The sequence below is a fragment of the Bacillus sp. FS02 genome (assembly GCF_024398395.1).
GTDB lineage: Bacteria > Bacillota > Bacilli > Bacillales > Bacillaceae > Bacillus > Bacillus altitudinis.
Genome location: NZ_CP074101.1, coordinates 3,569,692 through 3,587,245, shown reverse-complemented (window position 1 = coordinate 3,587,245; position 17,554 = coordinate 3,569,692). Strand labels below are relative to the sequence as shown.

General features: G+C 41.2%; 19 protein-coding genes. All 19 read right to left on the bottom strand.

All coding sequences use genetic code 11. From position 1 onward, the window contains the following. Positions 1–67: 67 nt before the first annotated feature. A complete protein-coding gene (gene aroA / locus KFQ09_RS18505; RefSeq protein WP_048001885.1) occupies positions 68–1,354 on the bottom strand; it encodes a 3-phosphoshikimate 1-carboxyvinyltransferase in 1,287 nt (428 codons plus the stop codon). A 10-nt stretch (positions 1,355–1,364) separates the two neighbouring features. After that, positions 1,365–2,480 carry a prephenate dehydrogenase gene (locus KFQ09_RS18500; protein WP_113747228.1) on the bottom strand — a complete coding sequence of 372 codons (1,116 nt, stop codon included), beginning with the start codon at positions 2,478–2,480 and terminating at the stop codon, positions 1,365–1,367. Between the two features lie 117 nt (positions 2,481–2,597). Beyond that, the gene (hisC, locus tag KFQ09_RS18495; RefSeq protein ID WP_129548359.1) at positions 2,598–3,695 is read right to left on the bottom strand and encodes a histidinol-phosphate transaminase; all 1,098 of its coding nucleotides are present in this window, start codon (positions 3,693–3,695) and stop codon (positions 2,598–2,600) included. Between the two features lie 11 nt (positions 3,696–3,706). After that, positions 3,707–4,510, bottom strand: a complete 804-nt coding sequence (gene trpA, locus KFQ09_RS18490; protein WP_017359752.1) for a tryptophan synthase subunit alpha — start codon at positions 4,508–4,510, stop codon at positions 3,707–3,709. Next, positions 4,507–5,706: a tryptophan synthase subunit beta gene (trpB, locus tag KFQ09_RS18485; protein ID WP_007500937.1), complete on the bottom strand. Its 1,200-nt coding sequence runs from the start codon at positions 5,704–5,706 to the stop codon at positions 4,507–4,509. The genes trpA and trpB overlap by 4 nt, the downstream gene beginning before the upstream one ends. Next, positions 5,687–6,355, bottom strand: a complete 669-nt coding sequence (locus KFQ09_RS18480; protein ID WP_017359753.1) for a phosphoribosylanthranilate isomerase — start codon at positions 6,353–6,355, stop codon at positions 5,687–5,689. Before KFQ09_RS18480 ends, trpB begins: the two co-directional genes overlap by 20 nt. Continuing rightward, the gene (gene trpC, locus KFQ09_RS18475; protein ID WP_048003157.1) at positions 6,352–7,104 is read right to left on the bottom strand and encodes an indole-3-glycerol phosphate synthase TrpC; all 753 of its coding nucleotides are present in this window, start codon (positions 7,102–7,104) and stop codon (positions 6,352–6,354) included. Before trpC ends, KFQ09_RS18480 begins: the two co-directional genes overlap by 4 nt. Beyond that, positions 7,097–8,119, bottom strand: coding sequence for an anthranilate phosphoribosyltransferase (trpD, locus tag KFQ09_RS18470; RefSeq protein WP_255835869.1), 1,023 nt, complete (start codon positions 8,117–8,119; stop codon positions 7,097–7,099). The genes trpC and trpD overlap by 8 nt, the downstream gene beginning before the upstream one ends. After that, the gene (gene trpE, locus KFQ09_RS18465; protein ID WP_255835868.1) at positions 8,091–9,638 is read right to left on the bottom strand and encodes an anthranilate synthase component I; all 1,548 of its coding nucleotides are present in this window, start codon (positions 9,636–9,638) and stop codon (positions 8,091–8,093) included. Before trpE ends, trpD begins: the two co-directional genes overlap by 29 nt. Before the next feature lie 232 nt (positions 9,639–9,870). Beyond that, positions 9,871–10,254, bottom strand: a complete 384-nt coding sequence (gene aroH, locus KFQ09_RS18460) for a chorismate mutase (RefSeq protein ID WP_008344549.1) — start codon at positions 10,252–10,254, stop codon at positions 9,871–9,873. Continuing rightward, on the bottom strand, positions 10,251–11,342 hold the full coding sequence (gene aroB, locus KFQ09_RS18455; RefSeq protein ID WP_129548361.1) for a 3-dehydroquinate synthase: 1,092 nt from the start codon (positions 11,340–11,342) through the stop codon (positions 10,251–10,253). The genes aroH and aroB overlap by 4 nt, the downstream gene beginning before the upstream one ends. Continuing rightward, positions 11,342–12,514 carry a chorismate synthase gene (gene aroC, locus KFQ09_RS18450; protein WP_129548362.1) on the bottom strand — a complete coding sequence of 391 codons (1,173 nt, stop codon included), beginning with the start codon at positions 12,512–12,514 and terminating at the stop codon, positions 11,342–11,344. Before aroC ends, aroB begins: the two co-directional genes overlap by 1 nt. A 76-nt stretch (positions 12,515–12,590) precedes the next feature. Beyond that, entirely contained in the window at positions 12,591–13,367 is a 777-nt protein-coding gene (locus KFQ09_RS18445) for a CheR family methyltransferase (protein ID WP_129548363.1), read from the bottom strand. Between the two features lie 144 nt (positions 13,368–13,511). After that, a complete protein-coding gene (gene ndk / locus KFQ09_RS18440; protein WP_003216015.1) occupies positions 13,512–13,958 on the bottom strand; it encodes a nucleoside-diphosphate kinase in 447 nt (148 codons plus the stop codon). A gap of 129 nt (positions 13,959–14,087) precedes the next feature. Continuing rightward, on the bottom strand, positions 14,088–15,050 hold the full coding sequence (hepT, locus tag KFQ09_RS18435; protein ID WP_058214021.1) for a heptaprenyl diphosphate synthase component II: 963 nt from the start codon (positions 15,048–15,050) through the stop codon (positions 14,088–14,090). 24 nt (positions 15,051–15,074) lie between these two features. Next, positions 15,075–15,779, bottom strand: a complete 705-nt coding sequence (locus KFQ09_RS18430; protein WP_007500957.1) for a demethylmenaquinone methyltransferase — start codon at positions 15,777–15,779, stop codon at positions 15,075–15,077. A gap of 3 nt (positions 15,780–15,782) precedes the next feature. Further along, positions 15,783–16,550: a heptaprenyl diphosphate synthase component 1 gene (locus tag KFQ09_RS18425; protein ID WP_007500958.1), complete on the bottom strand. Its 768-nt coding sequence runs from the start codon at positions 16,548–16,550 to the stop codon at positions 15,783–15,785. Positions 16,551–16,665: 115 nt separating this feature from the next. After that, on the bottom strand, positions 16,666–16,896 hold the full coding sequence (gene mtrB, locus KFQ09_RS18420) for a trp RNA-binding attenuation protein MtrB (protein WP_008344541.1): 231 nt from the start codon (positions 16,894–16,896) through the stop codon (positions 16,666–16,668). A 23-nt stretch (positions 16,897–16,919) separates the two neighbouring features. After that, positions 16,920–17,489: a GTP cyclohydrolase I FolE gene (gene folE / locus KFQ09_RS18415; protein WP_003215789.1), complete on the bottom strand. Its 570-nt coding sequence runs from the start codon at positions 17,487–17,489 to the stop codon at positions 16,920–16,922. Between the last annotated feature and the right edge of the window lie 65 nt (positions 17,490–17,554).

The following is a 17,554-nucleotide window of genomic DNA, read 5'->3' as shown; positions in this document are numbered from 1 at the left end:
CCTTGAGACAAGCTATGCTATAGTTCTTTCAAATATGCAAAAGGAAAGAAAAAGCCTGAGGAAATCCTCAGACTGTTTGCGTTAAGTATTCAATGTGTTCAAAGAAATTTGGGTAAGATACACGTACTGCATCTGTATCTTCAATCTCGATTGCTTGCTCTGTTATACATGCCGCAATTCCTAACATCATACCAATTCGATGATCTCCGTAGCTTGAGACGACTGCGCCGCCTTTAAGGCTCGTTTTACCATGAATCTTCATTCCATCATCTGTTGCTTCAATATGAGCACCTAGTTTTTTAAGTTCTGAAACGACTGTATCAATACGATTGGTTTCTTTCACTTTTAATTCAGCGGCATCTTTAATGATCGTTGTTCCTTCTGCTTGAGTAGCTAGGAGCGCAATAATAGGAATTTCGTCGATGAGTCTAGAGATCATATCACCTGAAATGTCGATCCCTTTTAATGAAGAGGTAGAGATCGTTAAATCACCGTACGGTTCTCCGCCTTTAGCATCCACTTCTTGAATGTCGAGGTCTGCACCCATTTGTTTCAGCACATCTATAATACCAGTTCTCGTTTTGTTCAAACCGACATTTCTCAATACAATCCGGCTGTTTGGAACGATAGATCCAGCCACTAAGAAAAATGCAGCTGAAGAAATATCTCCAGGGACAAATACATCTGTTGCTTTTAACGTTTGTCCACCTTCAATTGCAACACTTTGTGCATCTTCATGTAGCGAGACACCAAACATTGATAACATTCTTTCGGTATGGTCTCTTGATTTATGCGGTTCAGTTAACGTCGTTGTTCCTTCTGCCTGCAGTCCAGCTAAAAGGACAGCCGATTTAATCTGGGCACTGGCAACTGGAGACTCATAAGAGATAGCTTTTAAATTACCCCCACGTATAGAAAGTGGTGTATACTCGCCATTTGCTCTGCCATCTATCTTGGCTCCCAATTGTCTTAGCGGACCTGTTACCCGTTTCATCGGTCTTTTGGCAATACTTTCGTCTCCGATCAGCGTACTGTGGAACTCACAGCCAGCCAAGATTCCCATCATTAAACGAATAGTCGTGCCAGAGTTACCAACATCGAGAATATCGCTTGGCTCTTTAAGTCCTTTTAGTCCCTTACCATGAATGACAACATCTGTACCTTTTTGTTCGATGTCGACACCCATCTTTCTAAAACAATCAATCGTGCTTAAACAATCAGCGCCAGGTAGAAAGTTTTTTACTACTGTAGTCCCGTCAGCAATAGCGCCAAACATCACAGATCTATGAGAAATGGATTTATCTCCTGGAATATGAATTTCTCCATTCATAGGAGCACTTTTATGAATTTTCATGTTCCTCACCTCAATCAGCATAAAATGTATCGTAATTTGCTCTATTTTTTATACAGAGTTCTGCCCGCTTTCGATCGTCATCTGTTTGAAAACTGATGCGTAAAATCCCGTTAATGTCTTCTCGCGTTTCAATAATACGGATATTTGTAATACTAATGTTTTCATTTGCTAGATATCCTGTAATTTCCGAAATAACACCAGGATGATCCGGCACATCGACATAAAGATCATAAAAAGCAGGGATAGCTCCTTTTTTCCTCAGAGGCAGGCCGTCGCGATATTCCTTGGCCTCTTGGAAATAAGAGAATAACCCCTCAGCATCTTCTTGTTGCACAAAGGATTCAATGCGGTCAATCTCTTTTTTCCATTCATGAAATCGGTCTAAAATCTTGTTTTTATTATGCAAAAGGATATCGCGCCACATTGCAGGATTACTTGATGCAATACGGGTAATATCTCGAAAGCCTCCTGCAGCAAACCGTTTTACAAGAGGAAATTCTTCTTCAAAATGATGCGCTTGATGCACAAGACTGGCAGCGACGATGTGTGGAAAGTGACTAATCACACTTGTCACAGCATCATGTTCTTCGGGTGTCATTTCAATGAAATGAGCATTGGTTCCCTTCAGCAGATCCTTCAAACGGTCAACAGCCTGACGACTTGTTACTTTTGCTGGCGTTAAAATGTAGAATGCATTTTCAAATAAAAAGTCTTTCGCTGCAATGACACCTGATTTATGAGACCCTGCCATTGGATGCCCACCAATAAATTGGTAATGATCAGGCAACGTTTTTTCAGCAAAATGAACGACCTTTTGCTTTGTGCTCCCTACATCCGTAATCGTGAGCTCTCTTTCAATTCCAGATGCTGCAATATCACTTAACATTTTGACGGTTTGTTGTACTGGCGTTGCCAAAATAATCGTTGCTGCTTCATTCAAGCCTTCTATAAAGGACTCGGCAGTCGCGTCGATGATCCCTAATTTTGTTGCAGCAATCATTTGTTCTTTAGAGACATCATAGCCTACAATTTTTTTATGTGGAAATTCTTTTTTAATCGACAGTGCAATAGAACCACCAATTAAACCAAGTCCAGCGATTAATATGGTTTCGTTTGCTTCATTCATGTTCATCACCTGATTTTTCGCGAAAATTAAACAAGCTGTTTCAATAGCTTATATGTATATTGGATGAGTTACAACGAAAGCCATATCCCATAAACAGGATATGACTTCATTGTTATGCTACGCACGGATGCCTTGTAATAAATCGGCAAGTGTAGTTAAGATTTCTTCATTTTGCTCCTTTGTTCCAACAGTAATACGTAAAGAAGTTGGGAATCCGAGAGCTTTACCAGATCGAACGATATAGCCCTTTTTCAAAAGTGCATTGAACAGCTCATCTGCATCTCTTTTAAAGTCGATCAGCACAAAGTTTGTTTGAGATGGATAGATAAATAGTCCAAAACGTTCCGCAAATTCTTGATATTGCTTGAGACCTGCTTCATTTTTTTGTCTGCACGATTGAATGAAGTCTTGATCTTTAATGGCTGCACGTGCAGCTGCCTGAGCGATACGACTTGTATTAAATGGCTCTCTCGCAGGTTCAATGGCGGTAATCAACTCCTCTGAGGCAACCCCATAACCTACTCGAAGTGCCGCAAGTCCATATGCTTTAGAGAACGTGCGTAGTACAATGACATTTTGATAGGCTTTTAATAGAGATAAACTGTTCGGAAAGTCTTCCGCACGAACATATTCAAAATATGCTTCGTCTAAAACGACAAGCACGTGAGCAGGCACTTGATCTAAAAACGATACGAGCTCAGATTCTGACAAATGATTTCCTGTCGGATTGTTCGGGTTACACACCCAAACGACTTTTGTGTTGTCATCCATCGCATTCAGCATTCCCTTTAGATCATGAGCTCCTCCATTTAGAAGTGGTACTTCTCTAATCTCTGCATGCTCAATTACTGCATTGTGACGGTATTGCGGGAATGACGGAGATGGGAACACCGTATTTGTATGTTGATCAAGGAATGCCCTAGCAATAATTTGCACAAGTTCATCTGAGCCATTCCCGAATATTAATTGTTTTTCATTTACTTGAAGAAACTCAGCCAGTTCCGTTCTTAAACTTGCGCTGTATCCGTCTGGATAAATCGCTAAATGTTCGAGTTCAGCTTGTATGGCCTCTCTTGCATGTGTGGAACATCCAAAAGGGTTTTCATTTGAAGCCAATTTCACAATTTTGTCTAATTGATATTCTTTTTTGACCTCTTCAATTGGTTTCCCAGGTTGATACGGTTTTAGCTGTTTTAATTGATCTTTGATTTGCAAAATGTTTCACCTCATTTGAATGAATAGAGGGGACTAAATGTTTTTGCATATGTTTCAAATTCTCTTAAAGCCTCTTGGCGTGTATCACTTGCTACTAATTGTTCTTGAAGCTCTTCAATTTTTTTGACAAGCGCACTGCCGACAACGACACCATCACTCATTTTATTCATTGAGTCTACTTGTTCTCTTGTTGAAATACCAAAACCTACAGCAACTGGTATTTGACTCAACTGTTTCACTTGTTGAATAAAATCTGTAATCGATGCGTCGAAAGATTGTCTGACACCTGTGACGCCGAGAGATGAAACACAATACACAAAACCTTCTGCCTGCTCTACAATTTTTTCTAATCGTTCCTTGCTTGTTGGTGCAACGAGTGATATATATGAAATGTCGTGTGCTTGACAGTTCTTCTGTAGCTCGCTGCTCTCTTCAAAAGGCAAGTCGGGTGTTAAGAGTCCCGAAATATGATTTTTGCGCAGTAAAGCGAAAAAGTATTCTGTGTCTAATTGTAACACAGGATTATAATACGTAAATAGAATTACAGGAATTTTTACGCCGTTTTTTTTCATCTTTCCTGCTAATTCTATCGCTTTTACGATATTCATACCATGATGAAGTGCTCTTTTAGAAGCTCTTTGAATGACGGGGCCGTCCGCTAACGGATCGGAATACGGAACACCTAGTTCAATCGCATGTGCCCCTGCTGCTTGAAGCGCGAGGGCTAAATCAATGGTGATCTCTTCTGATGGATCACCCGCTGTAATAAATGGAATAAATAATTTCTGACCTTGCTCTAATTGAAATGTGATCATTTTGTTTCACCCTCACTTTCAAGCACATTCATTAATGTATGCACGTCCTTATCTCCTCTGCCTGACAAACAGACAAGAACAATGTCGTCTTCACTCATGTTCTGGCTCATTTCAAACGCTTTTGCTAAAGCATGTGCAGATTCGATCGCTGGCAGGATTCCTTCTTTTTCTGTGAGCAGCTTTAACGCATCTAGTGCTTCTTGATCTGTCGCACTCACATATTGAACCCGGCCGCTCGCATGCAAATACGCATGCTCTGGCCCAATCCCCGGATAGTCTAATCCAGCTGAAATCGAATAAGGCTCAATAATTTGACCAAATTCGTCTTGGATCAAGTATGTCAAAGATCCATGTATGACACCTTTTGTCCCTTTCGTGATGGTTGCTGCATGAAGCGGAGTGTCGATTCCTTTCCCAGCAGCTTCTACACCAATGATATCGACCTCTTCATCTAAGAACGCCCGGTACATTCCTATCGCATTGCTTCCGCCGCCAACACAGGCAACGACTTTATGAGGAAGCTGCCCTTCCTTTTCAAGTATCTGTGCTTTTGCCTCATCTCCGATCATCCGCTGAAATTCACTGACGATTTGAGGATACGGATGAGGTCCAACGACTGAGCCAATCATATAAAAGTGGTCACTGCAATGCTGGACCCAATAGCGGATGGCTTCATTGGTTGCATCCTTTAATGTTCCGTTCCCGCTAGTAACAGGTATGACTTCAGCGCCGAGTAGTTTCATTCGGAACACATTGAGTGATTGTCTTTCCACATCTTCTTTTCCCATAAATACAGTGCAGGATAAACCGAATTTTGCCGCCACTGTTGCAGCAGCTACACCGTGCTGACCTGCTCCTGTTTCGGCGATAATATTTGATTTCCCCATTTTTTTCGCTAGCAGTGCCTGCCCAAGCGCATTGTTAATTTTATGAGCGCCTGTATGGTTTAAATCTTCTCTTTTTAAATAGATTTTAGCACCGCCGAGATATGCCGATAATTGATCAGCATATGTGAGTGCGGTTGGTCTGCCTGAATAGTTTTTCAAAAGCGATATATATTCCTTTTGAAAAGCAGGGTCTTCTTTTAATTCACGAAAAGCTTGTTCGATCTCTTCTAGTGGCTGCATGAGCGTTTCAGGAACGAATTTCCCTCCAAATTCTCCATATCTGCCAATCTCATTTGGATATGCGTACATGGTTCAACATCCTTTCTTCGAGCGCTTTCATCTTTGTACTGCTTTTCTTCCCGTTTTCTTCTATACCGCTTGAAAGGTCTATGACGTCTGGACCAAAAGCAAGCAGATCTATTATGGTGTCTGGCGTGATCCCGCCAGCAATGGCGCAAGTTTTTCCCAGTTGTTTTGCATGCTGAACATATGAAGGCACCGCCTCCCATGCAAAAGCTGTTCCAGAACCGCCTCTCATTCCTTTTACTTTCGCATCAATGAGAAAACCGTCGACACTTGGAGCGAATGCCGTCATATGTTCAAGTGTGTCGTTTACATCGGGCTCGTGATGGAACACTTTCCAAACGAGCGCCTTCGTATGCTGTTTAATGTCATTTGCAACTTCTGGCGTCTCATCGCCATGAAGCTGCACAATATCTAAGGGGAGGTTGTTTGTGATCTCGCACACTTTTGGTGTTTTTTCATTCACAAATACCCCCACTATCTCTTTTTTGCATTTTACTTGTGACAGCCAGTGTTTCACTTGATCTGGATCAACTCGTCTTTTACTCGGCGCAAAAATAAAACCGATGGCATCCGCTTGAGATTGCGAGATGCATGCGACATCCTCTTGTGAGACAGCACCGCAATATTTTAAGTAAGGCTTAATTTTCTTCATTCTCCGAACAATGCCTGAACGGCTTTCTCCTGTGATCGTTCCCTCATTAAAGATTCACCAACAAGAACGGCGTTTGCTCCGTGCTGTTTCACAAAGGTCAGATCATCAAATGTCTTTATGCCACTTTCACTTACTAGTAATACGTCTTTTGGAACAAGTGGCGCGATCTCTTTTGTTTGTTCAACAGTTGTTGTAAACGTATTGAGATTCCGGTTGTTCACACCGATGATCTCAGGAGTGAATAGGTGTAAAATCTTTTCTAGTGTATGTGCTGCATGTACTTCAACGAGGACATCCATTCCTTTTTCTTTCGCTTCTGTATAGAGCTCATACAGCTTTTGCGGCTCAAGCACCTCTCCAATTAATAAAATGGCATCTGCCCCTATCCGTTTCGATTCTTCTACTTGTATAGAGTCAATAATGAAATCTTTTCTTAAAATAGGACGTGTGATGTGTTCTTTAATAAGAGACAAATATTCGTTTTTCCCTTGGAAAAACGGTTCATCCGTTAAGACAGATAAACAATCTGCATTTGATGCTTCGTATGCTTTTGCTGTCTGTAAAGGATCAAAATGAGGCTGAATGATGCCTTTGGAAGGAGACGCTTTTTTCACCTCAGCAATCAGTCCGATCGAGCGGTGAGGATTCATAAGGGCTTCTTTAAATGATTGTCTTTCATAATGTCCTTCCTCAGGTAATTGCAAGGTTTGCACATGTTCTTTTTTACGGGCGATAATTTGATTAAGCATAGATCTCTTCCTCTTTCGTTTTTTGTTTTAGACGGGCTAATTGTTCTTTAGCTGATCCGTTTTTGATCGTTTCTAATGCTTTCATTGTCCCTGCCATCAGACTCTCTGCTTTTCCTGCCACATATAATGCGGCCCCAGCATTAAGCGCTGTAATATGAAGCGGTGCTCCACCCGCTTGATAATTCAATATATTCTGAATCAATTTGGCGCTTTCTTCTGGTGATTGGACCTGAATGTCTGATAAATGCCCTTTTTCAAGTCCGAAGTCTTCTGGGTTTAACGTATATTCTGTCATGACACCTTTTTTGAGTTCAATGATGTATGAATTTGCTGTAATGGTTAATTCATCCAGCCCATCATCTCCGCAAACAAACAGGACATGTTCTGGCTCTAAACGAGCAAGAGCTTTCGCCATGAGCTTTGCCTTTTCCTTTGCATACACACCAATGATTTGCTTTTTGGCCTGCATCGGGTGGCAAAGCGGTCCTAATAAGTTAAATACCGTCCGAAATCCGAGCTGCTTGCGTACGGCGGCTACTTGTTTCATAGAAGAATGATAGAGCGGTGCAAATAAAAAGCCCATGTTTTTCTGCTGTATTTGTCGTCTTGTTTCTTCAGGTGTGGATTGAATTTGAATACCAAGACATTCTAGCACGTCAGCACTCCCGCTTTTAGAGGAGACGGAACGATTTCCGTGCTTGGCGATTTTCGCCCCAGCAGCCGAAGCAACGATGGCAGCAGCTGTTGATATATTAAATGTTGATAAACCATCGCCTCCTGTCCCGCACGTATCAACAACATCAAGTGACCGTTCTACTGGTGCTGCATGCTGCCTTATGGCTTTCACGAAGCCTGTCATTTCTTCGGCTGTTTCTCCTCGATGCGCTAAAATAGATAGACTAGCAGCGACTTCAGCATCTGTTAACGAGCCGCTCATCATATCATGCATCAGGCCATTCGCTTCTTTTTCTGATAGTTTTCCTCCATTAACAAGAGCTGATAGTCGTTGATTCATTTGGCACACTCTCCTTTTCTGAGAAAATATGTTCAGCAAGCTGAATGGCTTTTAGAAGTGCTCCTGCCTTATTACATGTCTCTTCCCATTCGTTTTCTGGAACGGAATCAGCGACAATGCCGGCACCTGCTTGTATTGAAGCAGTCTGATGTTTGACGCTCATTGTGCGAATGGTAATACAGGAATCGATATTGCCGTCGAAACCAATATAGGCAATACAGCCGCCATACGTCTCTCTTGGCTCAGGCTCCATTTCGTTTAATAATTGCATCGCCCTAATTTTTGGGGCGCCTGTCAATGTGCCTGCTGGAAAAGCGGACATAAGCGCGTCTACTGGATGTGTATCCTGCTTCAGCTTCCCTGTCACAATAGAAATAATGTGCATGACGTGCGAAAAGTTCACGACTTTTGTAAAAGTTGGGACAGACACACTGCCGTATTCTGCTACACGCCCCACATCATTTCGAGCCAGATCCACTAGCATGTAATGTTCTGCTTTTTCTTTTTCATCATCGAGCAACTCTCTTGCTAGTGCATCATCATCTTCTTTTGTCATTCCTCGTTTTCTTGTACCAGCAATTGGATGGATTTCTAAGTGACCGTTTTTCGCATGGATTAATCGTTCTGGCGAGCTTCCGACTAAGTCTCGATCTTTTAATTTCATAAAATACATATACGGTGATGGATTGACAATCCGAAGCACACGATACAATTCAAATGAGCTCACTGTCACTGGAATGTCAAAACGCTGAGAAAGTACACCCTGGAAGATATCACCCGCTCGAATATACTCCTTGATTTTTTCGACATCCTTTAAAAATTTTGCTTTTTCATAGGTAGACGTCACCTGTTCAAACGAAGGGGGTTCATTCATATTCCCTGAGATAATCAATTCTTTCATATCAGTTTTTGTATGCAGCTGCTGTATCATCAGTTCAAGCTGCTTTTGATTTTCTCGATAAACCAGAATTTTTTCTTCGTCTGTTTCATGACCGTTCAGCTTCGTGTACTGAATAAAATGAACTTGGTTTGTTTCATGATCAAATGCGATCATTGTTTGGCAAACAAATAATGTGCAATTATCTGTCGTTGATGCATTCGGATGCGGCTTGACAGACGGCTCAATGTTGGGAATGAGGTCGTAACTTAAGTACCCTACGGCTCCGCCAGTAAATGGGATATCAATTTCAGGTGTCTTGATTTGATATTGCTCTTTCATCCAGTCAAGCAACTCTTTCAGCTCCGCTTTTTGCATCACTGACTTTCCCGCAGCGTCACGAGCAATATAATGGTCTTGCTCGTCATGTAATGTTAAAAAAGGATGTAATCCGATAAAGGAATATCTCGACCAGCTAGAAGATTCGTCTTTGCTTTCTAGCAAATACACAATATCCTGTTTCAGTTTCTCGACAATTTGAATGGGTGAGAGCGTATCAACTGTAATGGTTTCAACAATCGGGATGGTTTTGTAAAACTGACTGTCTCTTAAAAATTGGGTAAGGTTTGATTGGGATTTCATAAGCACACTCCTTAAATGGAATTAAGGAGAATGAGGGGACATCTTGAGGATTTGTTTGAGTATACGAAATAAGCCTAAAAGAGGCTTCGCTCTTTTAGGCAGTATGATTAAATAGAAGTATCGTATCTCTGCTCAACTCTACTCATCTCAACTACCCTAGTCTCATTCTCATCTTCTCTAAGCTTGCAATGCCGTTCACACCTGTGTGTAAACTTCGGCTGTTCATATCGTATTATAATTCCTTGTTTTTTGTCAACTGTAAATCAGGCCGAAGCGTAACAGCCTCTTCCAAGTATACGTGCTGTATGTCTTCCTGCTTGACATCTGTCTGAACGGTCATTAAAACGCGAATACACTTCTTTAGACCTCCATCAATGTCAAGCTCTTGCATACAAGTGACAGGCACATAGGTCCATCCTTCAAACTGCCTGAGTGCTTTTGCTGGAAAAACGGAGTGAATATCTTGTGTAGCTGAAATCAAGATCTGCACGACACGCTCTGGATCTACTTGATTTTTTGAAATGATCGCTTCTAGCAGCTGCTTCGTTTTGGTTAACACTTCTGTTTCTGTATCTTCTGTCACAGTTGTAGCCCCGCGTATTCCGCGAAACATCATAGACAGCCCTCCTCCCGTTTCCATTCTTCGAGCCAGTGATACAGCTCATCTTTTGTGAAAGATTGCAGGGTGACGTCTCCAACTTGTTTTAGCAAAACAAATTGAACACTCCCGCCTCTTGCCTTCTTATCACCAATCATGCGATCGACAAATGTTTTGGTTGAAATCGTTTGTGTGACTTGTACTGGGAACCCTAGTTCTTTCATCCACACTTTAAGTTTCTCACGATCTAGGCTGAGTCCTTGCTCTTTTTCACTGACATATAAAGCAAACTGCATGCCAATTGCAATGGCATCTCCATGCGTGATCGCACCGTATCCATACTCCGCTTCAATGGCATGCCCTAGTGTATGACCTAAATTCAAGTATGCCCGCACACCTTGTTCTTTTTCATCTTCTTGAACAATGGATGCTTTCACTTGAATCCCTTGATAAAGCATATGTGCCAGTTCATCCTTTGATAATTCTGTCAACGAACGAATGGACATCAGTTCTGATAAAAAGACTTCACTTGAAATCAGTGCATGTTTCATTACCTCAGCAAAGCCTGATCTTAGCTCTATTGGTGAGAGTGTCTCTAGCATACTTGTATCATAGATGACAGCTGCCGGTTGATGAAACGCACCAATTAAATTTTTGCCGAGCGGATGATTGATTCCGGTTTTTCCGCCGACTGCACTATCATGTGCAAGCAGCGTGGTCGGTACTTGAATAAAATCAATGCCTCTCATATAAGTGGCAGCAGCAAAGCCAGCCAAGTCTCCAATCACCCCGCCTCCTAATGCAATGATGCATGAGGAGCGGTCGAGTTGAAATTGGATGGCTTTCGTATGAATCTGCTCAAACTGCGCAAAAGATTTTGATTGTTCTCCGTTTGGCACCACTACTTTTTGTACAGACCATTTCTGTTTCAGTAATTGAACCATTTCATCTCCATAAAGGGCATCGACGGCTGAATCTGTCACGATGAAGAGCTTCGTGTAGGATCGCCCAGTGGAAGTAATCAAGTCTACGATATTTTGTCTAATCCCATCACCGATATATACAGGATAAGTGGCTGAAGACGTCTTCACTTCCAGTGTTTTCATTAAAACTCCCTCTGAAGCTGGCGCATTTTGTCCACATTTTCTTTAATGCGGTCAATTTGATCAAGACCAAACTGCTCAACCACTGCATTGGCGATTTCCCATGCAACGACTGCTTCTGCCACAACACTTGCGGCTGGAACAGCACAGCTGTCAGAACGCTCAATACTTGCAGAGAAAGGTTCTTTTGTTTCAATATCCACGCTTTGCAATGGTTTGTATAAGGTTGGGATTGGTTTCATAACCCCTCTTACGACGATTGGCATGCCAGTTGACATTCCGCCTTCAAGACCACCTAAGCGGTTTGTTTTTCTCGTATAGCCTTTTTCTTCATCCCAGATGATTTCATCATGAACTTCACTGCCATTTTTAGAAGCTGCCTCAAAGCCAATACCGAATTCAACACCTTTAAAAGCGTTGATACTCAGTACTGCGCCTGCAAGCTTGCTATCCAGTTTGCGGTCATAGTGCACATAGCTGCCGACTCCAACTGGCATCCCTTCAACGATGATTTCGACAATACCACCAATTGAATCGCCGTTTTGCTTCGCTTCGTCAATGGCATCCATCATTTTTTGACCAGCTTCACTGTCATAGCAGCGAACAGGTGATTCTTCTGTTACTTTTTGCAAATCTTCAATAGATTTATAAGCGGTATGGGAAGCTTTTACTCCACCAATTTCAAGGACGTGACCAGCCACTTTGATTCCAAGGTGAGCCAAAATTTGTTTCGCTACTGCACCTGCTGCTACACGAACCGTTGTCTCGCGTGCTGATGAGCGCTCTAATACGTTTCTCATATCACGGTGACCATATTTAATCGCACCATTTAAATCCGCATGCCCTGGTCTTGGACGAGAGATTTGACGCTTCATTTCACTCTCTTCTGCTTCAGTAATTGGCTCTGCACCCATGACCTTTGTCCAGTGCTTCCAATCATTATTTTCAACAACAAGTGCAATAGGAGAACCTAATGTTTTCCCGTGGCGGACTCCACTTAACACTTTCGCTTGGTCTTTTTCAATCTGCATTCTTCTTCCGCGGCCATGACCTTTTTGTCTTCTAGCCAGTTCATAATTGATGTCATCCTGCTCTATGTAAAGTCCCGCTGGAACTCCTTCAATAATTGTGGTCAGTTGTGGACCATGTGATTCACCTGCTGTTAAGTACCTCATGACTTATTCTCCCTTCATCGCATTAACGCTTTTAAGTAAAACTATGATAACACACTTCCTACTAAAAAGTCAGCTACTACCCCTTCTTTTGATAAAAGAAAGTATCAGCAGAGGTTAATCCAAACTTTTCTGGGTGAAAAATTTGTTCTGTAGAACCAACAAATAATACGCCGTTTTGCTTTAAACTGCTGCTCATTTTTAAGTAAATTTCTTCTTTCGCCTCTTCTGTAAAGTAGATGAGGACATTTCGGCACACGATGAGATCCAGCTGTTTTTCATATGGATCTGCTAAAAGGTTGTGTTTCTTAAATTGAATGTGCTTTCGAATCTCATCCTTCACCGTGTAAAATGAAGAATCTTCTTTGGTGAAATATTTTTGCTTGATTTGATCTGGCACCTCTTGCAAAGATCGTTCATGATATCTTCCTTGTTGCGCGGATTGCAGGACTTTATCATCTATATCTGTTGCAATAATTTGGAAGTCCTTCACAAGCGGATGACTTGATAGCAACATTGAGAGTGTATACGGCTCTTCTCCAGTAGAACAAGCTGCACTCCATATTTTTAGGGTGCCGCTGTTTTTTGAAAGCAACGGCAGGATTTTTTGATCAAGTACTTCCCAGCGCTGATAATTTCGGTAAAATTCTGACACATTGATCGTCATTCGATCCATCGTTTCATCTAATAGCGCTTTGTCCTTTTCAAGAGCAGACGCAAATGCCTCAAAATCTTTATATCCTTTTTTATCATAAAGAGATGTTAATCTTCGTTTCATTTGTGCTTCTTTATATAAATTCAGATCTACCCCAGTTAGTTTTTTCCATTTTCCAACAAATACTTGATACTGATCCATCAATGTCCTCTCCTGTCTCATCTATCTTTGTCCTAGTATAGCTGTTTTTATCATAAATTTGTATCATCTCATGCGAAAAATCGTATAGAAATCTCAATATAAAAAAGCCAAAGTGATCATTTGATGAACACTTTGGCTTGAACATTAATAAATCCAGCTTGAGATCGTTTGATCCCAGTTTGTCAGTTCTTCTTGTTTGAAGAAAAGGTTGATTTCTCTTTCGGCACTTTCTGGTGAGTCTGAGCCATGGATAATGTTTTTGCCAACAGTTAATCCATAGTCGCCTCTTATCGTTCCTGGAAGCGCTTCCTTCGGATTTGTCTTTCCAATTATCTGCCTTGTTACGTCTACGACTTGTTCACCTTGCCATACCATCGCAAATACAGGTCCTGACGTAATAAAGTCAACCAATTCACCGAAAAATGGTTTTTCTTTATGCTCTCCGTAATGTGTTTCTGCTACTTCTTTTGGAATGCTCATGAGCTTTGCTCCAACAAGCTGAAGCCCCTTTTTTTCGAATCTTGACACAATTTCACCGATTAATTGTCTTTCCACACCATCAGGTTTGACCATAAGAAATGTTTTGTCCATATACGTTTTCCACCCCGTCGTTATGTATGTATAGGCTTACATTGTTACAAAGTGATCGTATCATTTTTTTTTATAATAATCAATTTTTGACAAAAAATTTCACAAAAAAACCAACCAACGAAACGTTGATCAGAATTTTCGTTTACCAATATATTTTGCAATCGACGCTAATGAAGATTTAGCCCGCCCACGCGGAAGTTGATCGAGCTGTTCAAATGCTTTTTTCAAATACATTTCACTCACTCGAATGGAACGGTCGATCGCATCTGTTTGTTTGAGATGTTCAATCACAGGTTCCAGCTGCTTTTCCGTCGTTTCACTATTGATCAGCTTCAACTGACCTTCTAACGTCGGGTTCTGAAGCGCATATAAAACGGGAAGAGTGACATTTCCTTGTAAAAGGTCCCCGCCAACAGGTTTGCCTAATTCTTCTTCAGTTGATGTAAAATCAAGGACATCATCAATGATTTGGTACGACATACCAACATAGTACCCAAACCAGTAAAGGGCTTTATGTGTTTTTTCATCTGTTCCAGCTGCAATCGCACCTAATTGGCAGCTGCCTGCAATAAGCAAGGCTGTTTTTCGTTTAATTCTTCTTAAATATGTACGAAGGTTTTGGTCCATGTTGTATTTATCTTTGACTTGTTCTATTTCCCCAAGACAGAGCTCGACGACCATTTTTGACAAAATTTCATGTGCCATTGGGTGATTGATTTTCGTCATGTACTCGAGTGATCTTGCAAATAAGTAATCCCCCGTGTACATCGCAATTCTGTTGTCCCATTTTGCTTTAATCGTCGGTTTTCCTCTTCTCAGTTCTGCATCATCAATGACATCGTCATGGACAAGTGATGCCATATGAATTAATTCAAGCGCTACGGCTACATATTTAATTTTATTAATATCATAGTCACCAAACATGCCTGAAAGGAGAACAAAAACGGGGCGGATTCGTTTTCCGCCCGCTTGCAGCAAATGAAGACCGGCTTCACTTAATAATGCATAATCAGAGCGAACGGTTTGTTCAAGCTCTTTTTCAATTATATCGATATCATGATTTAGAAAAGAAATCATTGCTTTTAGTTTCATTATTTTCACCCAAATATCGTTTATTCAAAGCTTCTTTCCGATATGTGTTGCTGCTACACCGCCTGTAAATGGATGATACGAGACATCAGACAGACCGGCCTCTTCAAAAAGAGACGCCAGTTCTTTCATGCCAGGGAACGTTTTGGCTGATTCTTGAAGCCATGAATACTCCTGATAGCTTTTGGCAAACAGCTTGCCAAAGAGCGGCATGATGTATTTGAAATAGACATAATACCCTTGTTTAAACCCAATCATCTCAGGTTGTGATGTTTCAAGGCAGACAACCATTCCACCGGGTTTTACCACTCGTGTCATTTCCTTTAGCACTGTTAAGTAATCAGGGACATTTCGAAGGCCAAAACCGATTGTGACATAATCAAATGAGTTGTCCTCAAAAGGAAGCTCCATTGCATTGCCGTGGAGCAGCTCAATTTGATTGTAGCCGCCTGTTTTCACCTTCGTTTCGCCAACACTCAGCATATTTTTACTGAAGTCAAGACCTTTGACCTCGCCTGTTTCTCCAACAGCGTCTGCAAGCGCAATCGTCCAATCAGCAGTTCCGCAGCATACATCTAGTGCTTTGGCTCCTTTTTGAACATTCATGAGCTTCATTGTTTTATCGCGCCATTTTTTATGCTGTTTAAAGCTAATGACAGAGTTCATTTGGTCATAGTTTTTATAAATTTTTTCAAATACACCGTGTACTCGCTGTTCTTTTGATTGCTGCATGACTTACCCTTCTTCCACTTTCTGATGGTACGCAGGTTCATTTTTCATATGATCCAAGCGATTTAATAGCTCTTTTTGAACGATCGGAGATGAAACTAGATGCTCCTTGATTGATCGTTTGGCCTTTTCATAGCCTTCATTCTCAAAGTTGTCAAAACATGTATAGGCGTCCGTATAGCTATCGTTCAAAAAAAGTTTTAAATGTTTGTCGTCTTCTGCTTGTTTCATAAAACGTTTATAAACAAGGAAGCGACTTGCAATTTCATTCCAATGCGTCAATTGAAAGTGCTCAGAAATTCTTTGGAATAGCGCAGATTCTACTGTAGCAACACTTTTATAAAAGTGGGCTGCATCTTGAATGGATCGATCATATAGTCTAATTTTATGTTCATTAATCTCTTTGATCGCCGTGGCGAGAGTACGGATCATGTAAATATCTTTCATGTCAGAGAGAAGAGAGTAATAGAGACCGCTGAAATAGTCTCCTGCTAGGATGGTCAACTGACGATTTTTGAACTCGTCTTGTTTGATGGCTGCAGCAGTTGTGACTTCGTCATGGGTATCAAGGGCAATTTGCACAAGCATCGCCGTTAAAATATAATTTTCTTTTTTCTCAGCATCGATTTGAGCTTCATCAAACATTGCATGAAAAAGAAGGAGCTTATCTTCATCGATGAGCGGCGCACGCAAATGCTTCGCCAAATAAGGATGAGAAAGCTTTTTGTTTAATTTTATATTCAGATTAGATAAAATTCCGTAGATGTCTTGCAAAGATATCACCCTTGTCCCAAAAATTACAGTTTCATATGTAGCTCTCTACATTGTATAGAGATTTATTATACCATATCAGGCCTGACTTTTATGCTATCAAGTGCATAGTCGTGCGTTATTTCTTTGCTTCGCTTTGAATTTCACCGAAGCTTGTTTGGATGACAGCATCGCCCCGCACTTTGATGGCTGATGTGTGCTCAGTAAATTGTGCGATAATGACTTCACCTTTATCGAGCTTTTCGGAATGGTGAAATCTTGTATCGGAACCTCTAGTTAAGCCGATCACATTGACACCATTATCAATGGCTTTAATCACCACAAAATCAGATGCTTTATTTTCACTCAATCTGTTCACCTTCCATCTATGGATTAGTCGTTTTTAATAAAGGAAAGCACTTCTGCTCTTGCTGCCGCATCATTTGCAAATGTACCGCGTACGGCTGAAGTGACTGTTTTAGCGCCGGGCTTCTTCACTCCGCGCATCGTCATACACATATGCTCTGCTTCAACGACAATCATCACACCATGTGGATTTAAAGTTTCCACCATACTATCTGCAATCGTTGATGTAATGCGCTCCTGAAGCTGCGGGCGCTTTGCCACGGCTTCTACTGCTCTTGCCAGCTTGCTGAGTCCCGTTACTTTTCCGCCGCGCGGAATATAAGCGACATGGGCTTTGCCATAGAATGGCACAAGATGGTGTTCACACATTGAATGAAAAGCAATATCTTTCACAAGAACAAGTTCTTCATGATCTTCACCAAAAATGGTTTTAAAATGTTCTTTTGGATCTTCATTTAATCCCGAGAACACTTCTTCATACATTTTTGCTACTCGTTTTGGGGTATCAAGAAGTCCTTCACGATCTGGATCTTCTCCGATTGCTTTTAATATATCGCGTACCGCGTGTTCGATTAATTCTTTATTTATTTCACTCATGTATTATATCCTCCAAAGGCGATTACATTTCATTCAGATTCTAGCACACTTCAGATCCTAAAAGC